The following is an 18459-nucleotide window of genomic DNA, read 5'->3' on the forward strand; positions in this document are numbered from 1 at the left end:
TTAAACTTTAATGACCTCTATTACTTTACTTTTCGCGCAATTGTTTTTACTTTTTACGCCAGCACATTCGAAAAGAGCACACTATGCCCCGATTAACACAAGCACCTGATCTAATTAGAGCATCTGCTCTACACGGATATATTGAACTGATTGAAAGTAAATTGGTGAATCCTGACGCACTACTATCGCGCGTTGGTTTAGACAGAAAGCAATTACAAGATGCCAATAACTTTGTGCAGTATCAGCAACTCATCCAGTTGTTAGAAATCACAGCGAAAGAATTAAACCTGCCCTATTTCGGGTTAGAGTTAGGCCGTTGGCAAAGCTTGAACATTTTGGGGTCAGTGGGTTATTTGATGGGGAATTGCGACACCCTTGAAATGGCGTTAAAAAATTTAACTAAGTACTATCATGTGCATCAAAATAGCGCTGACTTACTCCTTGAAGTAGACCAAGACTATGTAAAACTGTCGTTTTTAGTGCGCAGTAGCTTAAAATTGAGTGTTTACCATGGTGCCGACTTAGCTTTAAGTGTTGGGGTCAATTTGTTAAAGCAATTAACCGATGATCAAATAAAACTGCATCGTTTGGAGCTTCCCCACAGTTGCGATGAAAATCCTAGTGTTTATCGTCAAGCCCTTGGGCAAATTCCAACATTCAACTGCGCACACACCGCAGTTGTATTTGATAAAAAATATCTCAAGCTCACTATTAAAAATTCAGATAAACAGTTATTTTCTATACTTAGCCAACAGCTCGGACACCTTCAAGACACGAAACGAGAAAACATCTCTGATCACGTTGAAGTTCTGATCAAACAATATCTACTTCATGAAGAGTTTGGTGTAAATCTGATCGCCGAAAAGCTATCAATGAGTGCACGTAGCTTGCAGCGGCACTTAACAAAGCATGAAACAACCTTTCGTGAATTAGTCGATGACGTGCGTTGTAATTTAGCACATCAGTATTTAACTGAATCTAGCCTCAGCTTATCAAACATCTCAGATATATTAAGCTTTTCTAATTACAGCGAATTTACTCGAGCTTTCAAGCGTTGGTATGGTATTCCACCAAAAAATTATCGTAAGTCTCATTCCTGTTAATGGCGTAAAAAGTTAAAAACAAGTCGTTTAAAGCTAAGTTTTCTGTTAACAACTTATATATATTGACTAGCTAGTTTCGCTAATTATTGGTCATGCATGTTAAGAAGAGTGTTTATTACAGGTGCCAACAGTGGCGTTGGGTTCGAGTTAGCAAAGCATTATATTCGCCGAGGTGACGATGTAGCTCTCTTCGGTTTTCAGTTTAGCGATAAAACCAGACATGCCTTAATTGAGCTGAAAAATACAGATCAGTACGTTGAATTTTTTGCGAGCAACATTGCCGATTTTGAAGCGTTACAAATCCAGGTAAACAATGCTATTTCAGCGATAGGCAAACCCGAATTAGCAATAGAGTGCTCACAATTTTGTTTTGAGAACAGTGAGCAACCTTGTCACAAACTTGGTTTAGCCAGTCACAATTTTGCTAATGCAATAAGCCCTTACCTTGATATGAATAGTCACCTAGCTTTAACGGCTCCCACCACCAATGCAAACAAACTTTCACCAGACCCCAGCTTCTTACTTCTTACAAAGGAGCTACGTCAAAAGTTAAAACCAAGCAATATTAAAGTCAGCTTAATTTGTACTTATAAAATTGACACTTTACTTAAAAACTCAACCGTAACCTCTAAGCAAGTTTTACAAGGCTTAGATAAGCAAAAATTAATGGTGATCTTAGGCTTACAATCTAAACTAACCTATATCATGAGCCGTTATTTACCGAATTGGATAATGAGTTCTGTGATTGATCGCCTCATCAAACAACAACTAATAAGAACAACACGCTAAGGAACAACCATGGACACACATGATAACCTCACGCAATTAATTGAGCATACATGTCAGACGTATGCCGCTCTTCCTGCCTATAACAGTGCAGGTAAAACACTCACTTTTTCTCAAGTAGAACAACAATCTCGCTATTTAGCACAGTGGTTTCAGCATCAAAGCGGTCTTGTTGCGGGGGATCGAATCGCTATTCAACTGCCTAATATTGTTGACTACCCTATCGTTACCTATGCAGCATTTCGAGCCGGATTAATCGTTGTAAATACCAACCCGCTTTACACTGCTCGTGAAATGCTGCATCAGTTTAATGATGCAGATGTTAAAGCCATTGTTATTCTTGACGCCCTTACCGATAAATTAGCAACAATTATCAATGATACCTCGATCAAAACCGTTATTGTTGCAGCCGCGGTTGCTGAGCCGACATTGCAAGAGGGTCAATTTTCATTAAATGAACTCATTCGCCAAGGTGAAAGACTCACACCACTTAGCGCTCATCAGGCAAGTCGTGACGATATTGCTGTTTTACAATACACTGGCGGGACAACTGGGGTTGCCAAGGCCGCAATGCTAAGTCATGGCAACATCTTAGCCAATGCCGAGCAAATGAATGAGCGCTTTGATGACATTTTAACGCCAGGCCAAGAAACCGGTATTTGCCCGCTTCCGCTTTATCATATTTACGCTTTTACTGTGAACATGGTTGGCCTATTTGCCATGGGGCAATTTAATGTACTTATTCCAAACCCTCGTGACCTCGATGCTTTAGTGAAGCAAATCGAACCATTTGAGATTAATTACTTTTCAGGTATCAACACGTTATTTATCGGCTTGTGTATGCACCCGGGGTTTAAGGCACTTAATTTTTCAAACCTAAAAATGACCGTTTCAGGGGGCGCAGCTTTAACACATGCTGCAGCTGATGCGTGGATGAGCACCACAGGTTGCACAATCACAGAAGGCTATGGATTGTCAGAAACCTCGCCCGTTGCCACACTTAATGACTTTAAAAAAGAAGAAATTGGCAGCATTGGCCGCCCACTATCAAACACCACCGTGGAAATTTGGGATGAAAACGACGAGCCTGTTGCTGACGGTGAGTCTGGCGAGATAGTTGTTAAAGGCCCGCAGGTGATGATGGGTTATTGGCAGCGTCAAGACGAAACAGACAAATGTATGAAACGAGGTTTTTTCAAAACTGGTGATGTGGGTCTGAAACTTCCAAGTGGTAATTACAAAATTGTAGACCGTTTAAAAGACATGATTATTGTCTCTGGCTTTAACGTGTACCCTAACGAAGTTGAAAATGTGCTTTGTCAGCACCCTGCTATCTGCGAAGCCGCCGTTATTGGCGCAAAAGATGAAAAAACCGGTGAGCGTGTCTGTGCCTACATTACCTTAAAAGAGCATATTGATGAGCAACAAGTGAGTGACTATTGCCGCGAAAACTTAAGTGCTTATAAAGTGCCTAAATCAATCATTTTTATGGAACAATTACCTAAATCGACGGTTGGCAAAATTCTACGTCGAGAGTTACGCCAACAATAAAGCGATCGTTTTAGCCGCCTAACTGGTATAAAATAGTTAAAAGATAAAAGCATACCGTTAGGTATGCTTTTTAATTTAAGCGGTTTTAAGGTCATTATGGAAAAGTTTATTAATCACATTCAACTCGGTTACTTAGGTTTACTGCCGTTTTTAGGCTGCGTTGGCTGGCCACTCATCGCAGGCAGTAATGCTGTCAACTTAGACTTTTTCACTTTTTATAGCATCGCTATTTTAGCCTTTATGGCTGGTAACTTATGGCATGCAGGCCAGCAAACGCATGCTGATGCCCTTAAAGCGATCATTCCTATCTTACCTATTGGCTTTTTAAGTTTTTTACCAACAACCTGGACTCTCGCTTGGCTAGCGGCAAGCTTTTGGCTTGTATTATTATTCGAGAAAAGCTCGCCGCAGTGGCAAACCTATCACGTTGATTATCAAAAAATGCGATTTGTTTTAACCTCAGTTGTATTTGTATGCCACATTTTTGTGATTGGTATGAGTATCTATCCTGAGTAGCCCTTTAGCCCTGTTTACGGTAACATCCGCGGCTCAGTTTCTTAAGGACTTGCTATGATAGATCAATTGCGCGCCAAACTAGACCTCCTCGGCGAAAATTACGTTGAAAAAGGCGCTCACTTTAAAATTAAAGTGATTCCTTTTTTTTGTGCTATCCACATCAAAAAAGATCACAAAAACCAAGGTACTCTAAAGTTATATTCCAATCAGTTGATTGAAATATTTTTAGCTACCATGTTCTTATTATTCGGGTTAATGCTCTTTGACACAGATGCAGGCTTTACGCACGGTCCTATTCATATCGTTATTGCCGTTTTAATAAGTTTTAACTTAATATTTAAGCAAATAGCGATTGAAGGACTTAAAACTCGCTTAGCGCTTTGTCCTGAAATCGCAGTTGAAAAAGCGCAAAAACAAGGCAAATAACAACATGTTTTTAGACCCTAGTTGGCGCATTTTGACGGTAGGGGATGGTGATTTGTCATTTTCGCATTCCATTGCTCGTCATATAAACCCCGCTAAGCTTGTTGCTTCGACCTATGATGATGCAAACACTATAGAGCAAAAATATGCCGACAATGCACTAAGCGCTTTGCAACAACTAAATGTAGCAACACTCACTGAGTTTGATGTTACACAGCCCGATTCATGGCTGCGCTTAGGCGAGGCACGTTTCGATCTGGTTATTTTTCAATTTCCACTTATACCTGCGTTTAAAGGTGAAGCAGCATTCAAAGCAAATACCCAACAAGGTGGTATGAATGTTTTAAACCGCGCTTTGTTGCATCGCTACTTAGACTACGCAAGCCAATTCGCATTAGATAAAAATGGCCCAATGCTGTGTTACATCACCTCTAAAGATGTAAAACCGTATCGCGAATGGAATATTGAAGGCACGTTAAATCAAGGACTTAATTGCCAGTATCTTGGCCAAATGCCATTCGATATTAGCGTGTTTCCGGGCTATAAAATTCGCAATGTTGATCGCGATAAACACGTTAAAGACACCAGCGGCATTACCTATGTATTTAGCGAAAAAACTGACCATGACATTACCTCTAAGCTGACTTTACCCGCTTATTTAGGTGATAAACACTGTGCTTTATGCCGCGTTGGCCCTTATATGGCACAAGAAGATGAAGACAAACATTTGTTAAGCAAGAAACATAAACAAATGGAAAAATTTGAACAGGATTGGCAAGCATGGCTTGCACAAAACAACCAGGAGTAAATATGAAATTTGTGATTGTAGGTACCAATTTTATAAGCGACACGCTACTGAGTGCAGCCAAACAAATTGAACAATTCTCCTTATATGGCGTTTGCTCTCGAGAGCAGCAAACAGGTGAGTCTTTCCTTGCAAAGCACGACATTGCAAACGCAAAAGTATTTACCAACATTGAGCAAGTGTGCCAAGACCCATTAGTCGATGCCGTCTACATTGCTGCACCAAATAGCTTCCACAAAGACTACGCTGTAATGTGTTTAAAAGCCGGTAAACACGTTTTAGGTGAAAAGCCTTCGGCTGCTAATAGCACAGAACTTGAGGCAATTATTCAAGCAGCAAAAACGCATCAACGTTTATACATGGAAGCGATGATGACCACCCATTTACCAAACTTTGCACGTTTAAAAAATGCCATCACAAAAATTGGTACACCACGAAAATATATTGGTCAATATAGTCAGTACTCATCACGTTACGATAAGTATAAAAATGGTGAGCGCCCAAATACTTTCTTGCCAGAGTTTGCTAACGGCGCATTAGTAGATTTAGGCATTTATCCGCTATATATCTTACTTGCAATTTGGGGTGCCCCACAAACAGTAAAAGCCAGTGGCGTATTACTTGAAACCGGTGTTGATGGGGCTGGCGACGTATTATTAAATTATGCCGATAAGCAGGCGCTGATCAGCTACTCTAAAATCTCGCAAGGCGATAATTTTACTGAAATTCAAGGTGAAAAAGGCCGTATTCGTATCGAAGCAGTATCACTATTAAAACGCATGCAGTTTATCGGCAACGATGGTACTGTCGAAGAGCTCTCTGAGGAGTTTGATGAACACTTTATGCGTCATGAAGTAAGCCATTTCATTCAAGCGGCGAATGCCGGACAAATTGAGTCTTCAGTTAATACCCATGCACTGTCAAAACAAGTTATGGCAGTGCTTGATGAAGCACGAAGTCAACTTGGCGTTGTATACCCCGCAGACAAAAGCTAATAATGACCTAGGGCAGCTATTCTAGTTGCCCTAGCAAACTCAAAATTCCATCCTTAGTAATATTCCTCGCTTGCATAGCAACACTAACACCCGCTTGTTGAACAATATCTAGTGATACTTTTTCAGCCATTACTTTGGCAAAATCGGTATCTTCAATTCGCTGGTTTGCTGAACTTAGCATCGACGACTGATTAGATTCATTGCGTATAGTCGACTCAATTGCATTCATTTTTGCCCCGACTTCAGCTCTGAACCCACCGATACGCGACAATGCAGTGTCAATTCTAGCAATTGCATTTTGAGCCAAGTCTTCGCGGCCTATAGTAATGCCCTCAATTGTTAAAGAACCAGCACTGGCATCAATATCTTCAAATATAATATAACCATCTTCGCCAATTGCTTGGTCTGTTGATGTTACCATCATCGGACCATCACTTGATTCAGCAGATGATGAATTTAAACTCCCTAGAGAGTCCCAACTGGCAGTAATTCGAAACATACCCGAGCCAATCACTGTAAGAAGCAGCGGCTCGGTTACATTATCAATGAATATTTCTTCATTTGAACTACCTGAGCTTGGGTTACCATTCCCCGAGTAGGTAAAGTTCATTCCATTAATAGTTTGACTATTTACAGCTGGGAAATTAAAACCTCCCCCCGTAAATAAATTGCCATTGCTATATGTTTCTGTGCCTTGGTAACCATTTGCTGGAGTAAACAAATTTGCCTCAATTCTAGATTGCACAGACGATAAATCTTGCCCGACTAAATGCTCGCCAGTTTGGGTAAATAGATTTAAATCATCATTCGCACCATTATCATTTATTTGAATCCTGACGTTCGTTGAACCCGCAGGTATTAGGCCTAAAGAAATATCTCCTGAGTTCATCCCTTGCTGAACATTATTAGAAAACACTTCATCTAATACCGGAACATTATCTAAATTCGTCTCTAGTTCAGGCTTAGACATTAATGGTTTTTTACCAAAAATTTCTGTATTTACTACAACGCTGTTTATATGATCTCGTAATTGTGAAAACTCTTCATTTAACGCTTCCCTATCTATATCTGTATTTGAGCCATTTGCTGCTTGAAGAGCTAAAGTTCGCATGCGTTGAAGCGTATCTGTGAGTTCTGATAAACCAGCATCAGCAACTTGTCCATAGCTAATACCATCTTGTAAATTTCGAAGTGTTTGTTGCTTCACTGCTAATTGTGTTGTTAATCGATGACTTATCTGTAGGCCAGCAGCGTCGTCTTTTGCAGAGTTTATACGTTTCCCCGAAGCTAATTTCTCATAGGTTGAGGTAATAGATTGCGTGTTTTGCAGTGAACTTGGCGTGCGTAGTCGTGGCGAATTGATCGTCAACATTTTGTCTTCCTTGGCAAAAAGACTAGACGAAGCAAAACTCATACCATTTTATTAGTAACTAAAAGTTTTCAACTTTCCTTGAATTAACCTTCTTAATGAATGTTCATTTGTAACAATATTTTTGCGGTTGTAGGTTATTGCACTATGTTTAAATTATGCATTATTTAATTTGTGAGACTTAGCCTTGTCTATAAGATTTTTATTAAGAGCCGTTTTCGCAGCAACCATTACCCTTGCTGCAGGACTACTCGTCATAATTTTATTGTTGCAAGCAGGCCAAGATAAAAGTTTATACTCTGCCCAGCAGCGCTATGAACTAAGCCATCTTGCACAGCTTTCATCTTCAAATTCGATTCACCTTACTGAACTTGCCCGTCAACATGTTGTGACTTTAGATAACCGCTATAAAGACGAATACTATAAGCTTGTTGATCAAATTCAAGGAAAAACAACTTGGCTTAATGGTAAAAAGAAAAGTTATGAACAGCGCTTAAAAGCTTATAATGTTGCCGCTGACGACTTAGCCCTTTTACAAAAATCAAACGATTTATCACTTAAACTGATTGAAACAGAAGAAAATGCATTTAGTTTAGTCAGTAATTTGATTGGTCAAGATACTAATAATTTGAGTCCAGCCGAGCACAAAAAATGGGTGCATGCTATCGAGCTTTTAACCAACGATGCATACATGGCCGAAGTTGAGAAAATTCAGCAGCCTGTTCAAGCCTTTTTAAGCTCAATCAAGAAAAAAAGTGCAGCGGATGTAAAAAGCAATCATGACAGTGTCGTCACCCTAAGTTTAATAAGTACAGCTTTAGTGCTCATTATTATTGCCACCTTAATATTGTGTTATTGGCAATTAGAAAAAAAAGTGATTAAAGCCACCCATGCCTTGATCGATGAAGCGAAGCGTATCTCTGAGGGGGATTTATCTTGTTATATAGACCACAAAGCCGATGACGAAATAGGTCAGCTTGCTAGTAGCTTTAACATTATGGTCGATAAGCTCTCACAACTACTTAGAGAAATACACGATCAATCAGAGCAAGCTCAAGTGGCAGCGAGAAGCTTAGATGAAATTTCGCAGCAAGCTAAAACGTTGAATGATATTCAAAGCCAAGCAATTGAGGTTATTTCAAGCTCAGTATACGAAAACTCAACGGCCGTTAAGGAAGTATCACAAAACTGTGCAGAAGCGGCAAGCAGTGCGACATCTGCAAATCAAAAAACTCAAGATGGTCTACAGGTAGTGCAACAAGGTGTTAGTTCTGTTGAATCAGTGGCCGACACCTTAACCAAATCACTAACGGACCTTAATCAACTGGAAGCCTCAGTAAATGAAGTAACTGTTATTTTAAGTGTTATAAGTAACATTGCTGAACAAACTAATTTACTGGCACTCAATGCAGCAATCGAAGCAGCACGAGCTGGTGAACAAGGCCGAGGATTTGCGGTTGTCGCAGATGAAGTAAGGACCTTGGCTAGTCGTACACAAAGCTCAACCCTTGAGATCCAAGAGAAAATTGACTCATTACAATCGGCGACCAATGCCGTGACACAAAGGATCCGCTCAAGTGATGCGCAAATAAAAGAGGCTGTGGTAAATTCAGAAAAAGTTGGCCATATGCTCGATGAAATTAGCGTTCAAGCAAAAGCTATTTCTGATGCCAATATGACCATAGCTTCTGCATCTGAGCAGCAATCTCAAGTGACAGAAGAAATCGCCCGGCGCTTAAACGAAGTTCAAGACACAAGCCGTAAGTCACAGCAACAAACGCAAAGTATTTCAGATTCATCAAGTAAATTGGCTAACTTGGCAAATAACTTAAACGGGCAAATTAATCGCTTTAAATTAAGCTAGTCGCTGAGTATACCAGCGATTAGTTTAAAATCGGAAAGTAACAGATGCACCGATTGTTCGTGGATTAACAGCGGCCATATAGCCTTGTGGGTGACGACCACTGACAGGCTCTTGTGAGGTATACGTTTTTCATCCAAGGCATCGTTGATATAGACGCTTACCGACCCTTGCTCATTATCTTAAGCCTTCGATAAACGCTGTAATGAGTTTATGACTAAACGTCACCAGCAAAAATCAGCCTAAACAAACCATCATTTTCACCTTAAAATAAGCAAGGCTAGCTTCTCTAGATATCAAAGCAATTTGATACCCATATTTTGCTTTATCGAAAATCTGTGTCCGTTTAACGAAAAACATTTCTTCTCCAATAAAACATCAGTAGAATCGCCGCAAACTTGAGCTATTAACTTTCATAAGGACAGTGATGCTGCGCACCATTCCACCGTTTTTTATTGCTGTTATTTGCGTGCTTCTTGCAATGGTTACCATTCAATCTGGAGCCTCTGTTGCAAAGCAATTATTTCCTTTAATTGGCCCTGAAGGCACAACCGCACTGCGCTTAGGTTTTTCAGCAGCTATTTTGTGCCTTGTTTTTAAGCCTTGGCGAGCATTTCCGCCTATCGGGCAGCGCATGCCGATTATCGTTTATGGCTTAAGTTTAGGTGGCATGAACATTCTGTTCTATTATGCCATTGAACGTATTCCTTTAGGGATAGGTGTTGCGCTAGAGTTTACAGGTCCCCTTGCGGTTGCTCTACTTTCGTCACGTAAAAAACGCGACCTATTTTGGGTAGCCTGCGCCATTGCTGGCATTATTTTATTGCTACCCGATATGAAAGGCGAAGACAGCCTCGACCCTATAGGTGTTATTTTAGCCCTTGCGGCAGGAGCGTGTTGGGCGTTTTATATATTGTTTGGCAAAAAGACCGGAAACCAAGGCTCAGGCGGGATGACCGTTGCCATGGGTATGAGCGTTGCCGCGATTGTACTTGTGCCTTATGGCGGCGTTTCACAAGGGGCTGCACTATTGAGTTGGGAAGTGTTACCACTGGGTCTTTTAGTAGCCATCATGTCTAGTGCACTACCATACACACTAGAAATGGTTGCGCTTCGCAATATGCCAGCGCAAGGTTTCAGCATCATGATGAGTTTAGAGCCAGCCATTGCTGCATTGGCTGGCTTTATGATCCTAGGTGAGTTTTTAAGCATGTGGCAATGGCTAGCTATTTTATTAGTGATTACCGCCTCGGTTGGCAGCTCAATGTCGAATAATAAATAAATTTATCAAGGCGCCTCAGGGCGCTTTTTTCATACCCAATTAGTAAACTTGCCTTTTCATATACACAAAACTCTTTGACATAATTTGTTACATTTATTTGTATTAATATATCACCTTCTTCTTAAACAATGATGATAACCATTATCATTTATGATAACTTACCCGAGATTGTTTCCTTATTAAAAACAATAACCCTATAAAAATTTGCTAAATAACACGCGGAGATAAAATGAAATTCACTCAGTTGCCTATTGCAACCGCTATTCTTTGTGCCTTGAATCCTCAAATCAGTTTTGCAGAACAAACGGCTGACGTAGGGGCTAATCTCGAAAAAATTGAAATTGTGGGTATACGACAAAACCGTATTAGTGAAGGCGCTACAGGTTTAGCACTAGAAATTGATGAAACTCCGCAATCAATCAGTGTGATCTCTGCTGAGCAATTAAAAAATTATTCCGCATTTAATATCAATGATGCTTTACGCTTAGCGCCAGGTATCAATGTTGAAGAATGGGAAACCAACCGTACTAACTATACATCACGTGGTTTCGAAATTAAAAATACACAAATCGATGGCGTTGGCTTACCGAATGACTGGGGTATCGTTACCGGCGCAATGGAAGCATACGGCTATGAAAAAATTGAAGTTATTCGTGGTGCCAATGGCTTACTTACCGGTGTAGGTAATGCATCGGGTACTTTAAACTATGTGCGTAAGCGCCCTAAAAACGAAAACGGCGGCGAATTCGGTGTCTCTATTGGCTCATGGGATTTTAAACGTTTACAGGCTGATTACTCATTATTGCTGACAGAGTCTGGTAGTTGGGCTGCTCGCTTTGTAGCTGCCGCAGAAGATAAAAAGTCATACCTTGATGGCCTTGAGAACAACCGCGAATTTTTCTCTGCGGTGGTAGATGGTCAGCTTACAGATAACTCAACTGTTACTTTAGGTTACTCATATCAAGACGCAGATACCGATGGCAACACCTGGGGCGGTCTAGTTTATAACTACATAGATGGTTCGCAAGCTAAATGGGATGTCAGCGACACAACCACCCAAGAGTGGACAATGTGGGACACCATTAACACCTCTGCATTTGTTGAATACAACTATGTTTTTGCAAACGCATGGCAGCTTCAAGCTAGCTACAACTTCCGTGGTTTTGAAGAGCAAGACAAACTTTTTTATGCCTATGGCACTATTGATAAAGATACTAACCTTGGCTTAGTAGGTTCTCCTGGTCGTTACGACAGCGAAGTAGATGCTGATTTATTTGAAATTAAAGCATTTGGTGCCTTTGAAATGTTTGGTAAAGAGCATCAAGCAAGTTTTGGGATAAGCCATGCAAAAAGTGATGATGTGATGTATCAACACCCGTTTGATTTTGCAAATACACCGGCTTATGGAGCAACTCCTGCGTTCCCATACGATTTAGATGCGATCCCAGAGCCTGATTGGTTAACGCCAGTTCTGTATTCAGATATTGAACAAAAGCTAACCCGTTACTTCGGCTCTGCTCAGTTAAATATTACTGATAAACTATTTACCGTAGTTGGTTTTAACGCTATTGAATTTGAGCGCTCAGGCATGAATGCAGGTGCATCTATTAATAATGACGAGAGCGAGACTAGCCCATATGTCGGTTTTACCTATAAGTTAAACGACGATTTAAACCTATACGCGAGTTACTCTGATATTTATCAGCCACAAGAGCAAACTGATTTCAATGGCCAATACTTAGCACCAACTAAAGGCACTAACTTTGAAACGGGGGTTAAGGCTTCTTGGCTTGATGATGCCCTGATGACAACGTTTGCCTACTTTACTGCTGAACAAGATAACTTTGCACAATACGCAGGCCTGACTGAAGATGGTATCTACTACTATGAAGGCGTGTCTATTGAGTCAAAAGGCTATGAATTTGAAGTCACAGGTAAAATCACCGACGCTATGAATATCGTCGCATCTTACACGCATATTGATGTAACTGATGAAAATGGTGATGACACCAACAAATGGGCGCCTCGCGATGTTGTCGGTGTAACAGTAGATTATGCATTAACAGACGCAGTAGTTGTTGGCTTAAATGGTCGTTGGCAATCTAAAATTGAAAGCACTGATTACAATGTTAAGCAAGGTAGTTACGCTCTGCTAAACGCCTTCGCGCGTTGGAATATTAATGACCAAGTTGCAGTACAAGCTAACGTTAATAATATTACTGATGAGCAGTACATCAATAGCTTACAAACCGTGGGTTATTATGGCGCGCCAACAAACGGTAGCCTAACTCTGACTTATAAGTTCTAAACGCTGATTAGAAGAAGTGTCGCCCGTATGGGCGACACACATCTATTAATTAGGGCAATTACCTAACTCGTAATACCCCGCACTAGTTTGCGCTAAAGTACTGGTATAAAAGGTGTTATAAAGACCTAGGTTATCGCCCGAGCCCACCGCAAAGGCGTAAGAGCCATTCGTGGTTGCGCGGTTTGCTTGCACATGCGCATAGTTGCTTGAGGTAGTTTCAGTGCATTGGTAATCACCATTCGGTGTTGAGTCACACGCATCACCCACACCATCTGCATCACTATCTAACTGTTCACTATTGGCCACCAGCGGGCAGTTATCTAGGCTATCACTGACACCATCGCTGTCGGAGTCACTTGTTTCACCATCAGGTGTACTGTCACACACATTTCCGATACCGTCATTATCGTTATCGGCTTGATCAGCATTCGCTACATTTGGGCAATTATCTATACCGTCGAGCACACCGTCGTTGTCTGCGTCATTATTAGGTTCTGTGGTGGTTTTACATGCCTGTAACGGCCCTGCACAACTTGAATCATCATCAGCTATCCACTGACATTGATTTGTACCCGCTGAATATTCACGCATAGTAAAAGCAGCGGTACCAAACGCTAAATAACAGGCAGAATAACCCTCGCCCCAGCTAATATGGCCTTCGTTGATATGAAGATTGTAATCGCCTGTCACGCCAGCATCGATGACAAAATTAATGCTGTCAGTTGATGTCAACGCAGTATCATCGCTTGCGGTGATCACTGCAGTATTATTGCCACCTGCTAGATTGCATTGCTCAGCAAAATACTCAAGCCCATTCACTGTAGCTGTCACATCACCATTACTAAAACTGACCACTACGGTACTTAAGTTTTGATTATCATCAATCACCGTGCCCGTTACTGTAGCGCACTGCCCGTTTACACTAGCAGCAATATCACTAAGTACCGGTGCTGTAGCCGCAGGCTCTGGCCCAACGCGTACCGTAAGATTAACTTCATCACCTTGTTTCGCTTCGTTATCTGTGGCACTGACACGCACTTCATAAAGTCCATCGCTGAGTGCACTTGTCACCCCACTAAAGGTATTATTCGCATCGACTTGCACATTGAGTGACTCAATTAAGCTTGGCACACCACCAGCTAGGCTATACACGTTAATATCAACATTGGTTACACTGCCTTCTTGGTCGATTGCGCTTCCTGTAATGGTGAGCTGGTTATTACTGTCTGAGGCATTTAAATTACTAATTTCAGGGCCTGCATTACGATCAACTCGTTTATTATTAGCCGCAAAGTACTCACCTAGATAAGTAGCAAAATTAATACTGTTTGCAGCAACATAATCGCCAGACGCGCCTTGCCCACCCGACCACGAGTGATCCAAATTATTAAACCACAGCATAGCAACCCGATTATCTTGCCAAAGTGATTGCTCGGCAGTGCGTGTTGCATCATCACTTATTGTCGTCGTACCTGAAAGTTGATTAACCCCATAAAGGGCAGCAAAACCATCTGCGTTTTGCTGGTTATAACAGGTATTTACTGTGGTATCGGCAGTACCGTGGCCAATCACAGCTATTTGTGTGGCAAAGTGATCTTTATAACTGCCAGCATAGCTTTCACAGCGAGATACAAAGGTGTTTTCAGAAACCGTTTCACAGGTTGAAATCGCCCCACTTGAACTTGTGCCGATGGTTGGCCCAGCGCTTGGAGCAACCCCTGCAAATACATCAGGCGCTACACAAGCTGTTTGTGCAGCCATTGCCGCCCCAGATGATAAACCTGCAATATACACTTGTTTAGGGTCAATATTACGGGCTGAATCACCACTTAATGCATTGGCTAAATTAATCAAATTCTTATAATCGCCAGAGCTGCGATTGATTGTCCCTTGCCAATATGACCAGCAGCTATAACCTGCTTTATTCATTGCATCAGGGACTGCTATCACCATGCCATGAGCTTCAGCTGCATCTTCCAGGTTAGCCGTTAAGTAGTTATTGATAGGCTGTACACAGCCATGTAGCACCAGCATCAAAGAATGACCAGTGCCTATGCTTGATTGCGTATCAGGAGTGTAAATATGAACATTATTAAAACCGCCAATGCTGACATTTTGTTGCCAACTACCAGCAAAGCTTGGTTGTGAGAAAATAGCAGCACAGAACACTGCGAGCGAAGTAAACGACGCTGATTTTCGTTTACATGATTGTGTTACTTTTTGCATATATCGCCTTTATAGTCGTTATCATTGTTGTCTGTCAGTTGATGACTAACCCAATGTAGTAGAACTATCTAAAAAGCGAACTATAACTATAGTGCTATACGTTAATTAAAATACAACCCTAAGATATCACACCTGCATTTATTGCTTTTTTCGAAACTAAACCCAATTCCATTAACAAAGCCAACGCAATACGTTGGCTTTGCTTTTACTATGTTATGCGGTTAAAAATTAAAACCTAGAGATACCCAATAACGGCGGCCATCTTCAACATAGCCGTATTCACCTTCGGTAATATCTTTATCAAATAGATTATAAACACCAAAACCTAACTTAATGCTGCGGCTTAAATCATAGTTACCACCAATATCAGCCAAGGTGTAATCTGGCGCAATTAAGCTACTTTGTGACGGGCCTGTTGTCGGTTGGCTTTCTTCACCGCGGTAATGAACACGCAGCCACGTGCCTAGTTTATCAACCGGACGCCAATTAACTGAAGTTTGTAAAATATGCTTAGGTAATTGGTTAAGTGGGCTGCCTTTGTATGCACCGGTTTTTTGCTCAGAATCGGTGTAGGTGTAATTGGCACTTACATCAAGCTCACTGGTAATGTCATAAGATACTGATAACTCAAAGCCTTGCGTAACGGCTTCATCCACATTGACATAGGTCGTTGGCATTGAACCAAACTGGTTTGGTCCATCAGTACACTGAGTGAGTGGGCACGAAATACGGGTAATTTTATCTTCAAACTCGTTGTAAAAAACCGTGCTTGAAAGCGATAAATCACGGCTAGCATCATAGTAGATACCCATTTCATAGTTTACAGATTTTTCAGGGCTTAAATCCGGGTTACCATAAATATTGCCACCTCGGCTCACTTGCCCCCACGCAGCGGTAGATTGACGAATATTCGGCGCTCTAAAGCCTGTCGAGATACCCCCTTTAACCGTCAACGACTTAGCTGCTGTATACACACCATATAAACGTGGGCTGAAATGGCCTGAAAAATTGCCATCATGATCATAACGAAGACCGCTAGTGAGTTTAAACTGCTTCGTTGCAGCCCACTCATCTTCCGCAAATACTGACCATTGCTCGTTCTCAACATGCGTTAAGTCACTAATCCGGTTACTGGTGTAATCGTCCAGCTCTTCTTTTAAATATGACGCACCAAATGCAGCATTATGATTGCTAAATGGTAAAGTCCAGCTTGTTTGCGCATCGGTATTTTCGACATACATTTCGCGAGAGGTATTATCGAATTTATCGTACTTTAAGTAACTGCGTGATGAGCCAAAATCATAAAAACCATTATGACTTAGTGAGTAGCTTTCTTGGTCGTACTCTGTGGTTGATGACTCTGGGCAGCCATTACGGCCACAGCTTTCACCTTGAGCTAAAGGCGCAACTGTTTTACCTAATGTTTCCTCGAGTTTTTGTTTTGCAGAACCTACTTCGAGCATAATTTCATGGTTATCAGAGGGCGTTAAAATGAACTTAGCTTTAATATTGCTTTGCTCTTTACCACGAAAGCCTGCTTCAAAATCGTCTTCGTCACGCTTTGAAAACTGACCCGATAGCTGCATACCTAATAACTCAGGAATTAAACCACCTGCAGTAAAGAAACTGCCTTGATTGATATCACCCGATTCACTTGATTCTTGAATCGTGTTATCTAAGCGTAGTTCACCGTACCATTTTTCTGGTGTTTTACGGGTAATAATATTGATAACACCACCAATTGCATCTGAGCCATATAGTGAAGACATAGGACCGCGAATAACCTCGATACGATCAATCGCTGAAATAGGTGGAGTCCACGCCCCCTCTACACCCGGGCCATCACTGTTTGGACGAGTTTCACGAGAGGATTGGCGCTGGCCATCTATTAAAATCAAAGTATATTGACTAGCCATACCGCGAAGGCTGATATCTTTTCTGTCGCCTCCGCCCGTGACCACCACACCGGGCACATCGGTCATCGCATCGGTTAAATCACGGTAAAAACGCTTTTCAAGCTGCTCACGGTCAATAACACTGATACTGGCTGGCGCCTCTTTAAGCATTTGCTCGTAACCGGAAGCCGATACAACTATTACTTCCATGTCTTGTTTTTTGTCATCAGCGTATGCAAAATGGGAAAGACCTGCGAACACAGCAGCGGTGAGTGGTAAAACAGAAGAAACAACCCTCGTCATAATAATACTCCGTGACTTTTTATTTATAAATGATAATAATTAGCGTTCGCATATTAATGAGAAGTCCCAATTTTCACAATTTACGATTTCTTAAAACTGAATTAAGAAGGCCTGAACTATGAATTCCAAGCTGATAAAAACATTACGTGTATTTTCTCGTACTGTTGAAACAGGCAACATGAGTAGCGCAGCTGCTGAATTATCGATGACTACATCGGCTGTCAGTCAACACATTAAGCAATTAGAACAAGAAATCGGACTAAGTCTATTTAATCGCAGCCCGCGTGAGCTCACTTTAACTGAGGCTGGTCAGCTGTATTATCAAAGCTGTTTAAAAATGCTGGCACTTGCTGATCAAGCCAGTACGCAATTACAGAATTTACAAAATAAACCGAGTGGTGAGTTAAAATTAGTGGCTCCCGTGGGGTTTGGGGGTGGGCTATTAAGTGAACCATTGGAGCGCTTAATCAATGAATTTGATGATTTACGTATTCAGTTAATTCTAACAGATGAGCCTATCGATATGATCAAATGCGGCGCTGACTTAGCGATTGCCATTGGCCCGTTAACTGACTCTAACCTTGTTGCTCGTAAGTTAGCAACTTGGCCGTTAAAGCTATGTGCCCATAAAGGCCATGCGATTAGCAAATTAGATGAAGCCAGTTGGGAAGATCTTAGCAAGTTTGCGCGTATTGCACATAGCAACGCCGACAGTAATGCGTTTAACCCGTTAACGCTGGCAAGCAAGCCATTACCGAAAGCGAAGATCACCGTAAATAATATGCAAAGCTTAATTAAACTGGTGTGTGATGGTGTTGGCTATGGCGTGTTACCAGAGCCAGAAGTAAGGCATTTACTAAAATCGAAAGAACTGGTTGAAATAGCGCCGGAATGGGCAATGCCTAATTACACTGTTTATGCGGTAACACCAGCCAGAGACAGCTTAGCGGCAAAAACAAAAACCGCCATTGATACTCTGAAACTGTGCTTTAACCATGTGTCAAAGCAAGTCGAATTAGTTGATTAAGACTCAACA

The 18459-nt window shown here is 41.3% G+C and carries 14 protein-coding genes; 11 read left to right on the top strand and 3 right to left on the bottom strand.

Features of this window, described 5'->3' with window-relative positions; genetic code table 11:
- The first annotated feature begins 83 nt into the window (after window positions 1-83).
- The 7 genes from QUE86_RS16630 to QUE86_RS16660 all read left to right on the top strand — a co-directional run bounded on the left by QUE86_RS16630 (window position 84) and on the right by QUE86_RS16660 (window position 6179).
- Window positions 84-1103 carry an AraC family transcriptional regulator gene (locus QUE86_RS16630; RefSeq protein ID WP_286260673.1) on the top strand — a complete coding sequence of 340 codons (1020 nt, stop codon included), beginning with the start codon at window positions 84-86 and terminating at the stop codon, window positions 1101-1103.
- Between the two features lie 96 nt (window positions 1104-1199).
- A complete protein-coding gene (locus QUE86_RS16635; protein ID WP_286260674.1) occupies window positions 1200-1892 on the top strand; it encodes an SDR family NAD(P)-dependent oxidoreductase in 693 nt (230 codons plus the stop codon).
- A 9-nt stretch (window positions 1893-1901) separates the two neighbouring features.
- Window positions 1902-3440, top strand: coding sequence for an AMP-binding protein (locus QUE86_RS16640; RefSeq protein WP_286260675.1), 1539 nt, complete (start codon window positions 1902-1904; stop codon window positions 3438-3440).
- 96 nt (window positions 3441-3536) lie between these two features.
- Complete coding sequence (locus tag QUE86_RS16645) at window positions 3537-3956, top strand: DUF3429 domain-containing protein (RefSeq protein ID WP_286260676.1); 420 nt, start codon at window positions 3537-3539, stop codon at window positions 3954-3956.
- 54 nt (window positions 3957-4010) lie between these two features.
- Window positions 4011-4382: a hypothetical protein gene (locus QUE86_RS16650; protein WP_130052768.1), complete on the top strand. Its 372-nt coding sequence runs from the start codon at window positions 4011-4013 to the stop codon at window positions 4380-4382.
- 4 nt (window positions 4383-4386) lie between these two features.
- Window positions 4387-5187: a class I SAM-dependent methyltransferase gene (locus QUE86_RS16655; protein WP_250662251.1), complete on the top strand. Its 801-nt coding sequence runs from the start codon at window positions 4387-4389 to the stop codon at window positions 5185-5187.
- A 2-nt stretch (window positions 5188-5189) separates the two neighbouring features.
- Window positions 5190-6179 carry a Gfo/Idh/MocA family protein gene (locus QUE86_RS16660; protein ID WP_286260677.1) on the top strand — a complete coding sequence of 330 codons (990 nt, stop codon included), beginning with the start codon at window positions 5190-5192 and terminating at the stop codon, window positions 6177-6179.
- Between the two features lie 16 nt (window positions 6180-6195).
- On the opposite strand, the gene QUE86_RS16665 is transcribed toward QUE86_RS16660, so the two are convergent.
- The gene (locus tag QUE86_RS16665; protein WP_286260678.1) at window positions 6196-7551 is read right to left on the bottom strand and encodes a flagellin N-terminal helical domain-containing protein; all 1356 of its coding nucleotides are present in this window, start codon (window positions 7549-7551) and stop codon (window positions 6196-6198) included.
- Window positions 7552-7735: 184 nt separating this feature from the next.
- On the opposite strand from QUE86_RS16665, the gene QUE86_RS16670 reads away from it, so the two are divergent.
- The 3 genes from QUE86_RS16670 (at window position 7736) to QUE86_RS16680 (ending at window position 12999) form a co-directional block, all read left to right on the top strand.
- Window positions 7736-9412, top strand: coding sequence for a methyl-accepting chemotaxis protein (locus QUE86_RS16670; protein ID WP_286260679.1), 1677 nt, complete (start codon window positions 7736-7738; stop codon window positions 9410-9412).
- A 424-nt stretch (window positions 9413-9836) separates the two neighbouring features.
- A complete protein-coding gene (locus QUE86_RS16675; RefSeq protein WP_130052773.1) occupies window positions 9837-10691 on the top strand; it encodes an EamA family transporter in 855 nt (284 codons plus the stop codon).
- Between the two features lie 229 nt (window positions 10692-10920).
- On the top strand, window positions 10921-12999 hold the full coding sequence (locus QUE86_RS16680; RefSeq protein ID WP_286260680.1) for a TonB-dependent siderophore receptor: 2079 nt from the start codon (window positions 10921-10923) through the stop codon (window positions 12997-12999).
- Between the two features lie 45 nt (window positions 13000-13044).
- Here the strand turns inward: QUE86_RS16680 and QUE86_RS16685 are convergent, their stop codons facing one another.
- On the bottom strand, window positions 13045-15225 hold the full coding sequence (locus QUE86_RS16685) for an extracellular catalytic domain type 1 short-chain-length polyhydroxyalkanoate depolymerase (protein ID WP_286260681.1): 2181 nt from the start codon (window positions 15223-15225) through the stop codon (window positions 13045-13047).
- Window positions 15226-15446: 221 nt separating this feature from the next.
- Window positions 15447-17423: a ligand-gated channel protein gene (locus QUE86_RS16690; RefSeq protein WP_286260682.1), complete on the bottom strand. Its 1977-nt coding sequence runs from the start codon at window positions 17421-17423 to the stop codon at window positions 15447-15449.
- 118 nt (window positions 17424-17541) lie between these two features.
- On the opposite strand from QUE86_RS16690, the gene QUE86_RS16695 reads away from it, so the two are divergent.
- On the top strand, window positions 17542-18450 hold the full coding sequence (locus QUE86_RS16695; protein WP_286260683.1) for a LysR family transcriptional regulator: 909 nt from the start codon (window positions 17542-17544) through the stop codon (window positions 18448-18450).
- Window positions 18451-18459: the final 9 nt, after the last annotated feature.

Origin of the sequence: Pseudoalteromonas apostichopi (genome assembly GCF_030297135.1) — a bacterium.
In the GTDB taxonomy this organism is placed as follows: Bacteria; Pseudomonadota; Gammaproteobacteria; order Enterobacterales; family Alteromonadaceae; genus Pseudoalteromonas; species Pseudoalteromonas apostichopi.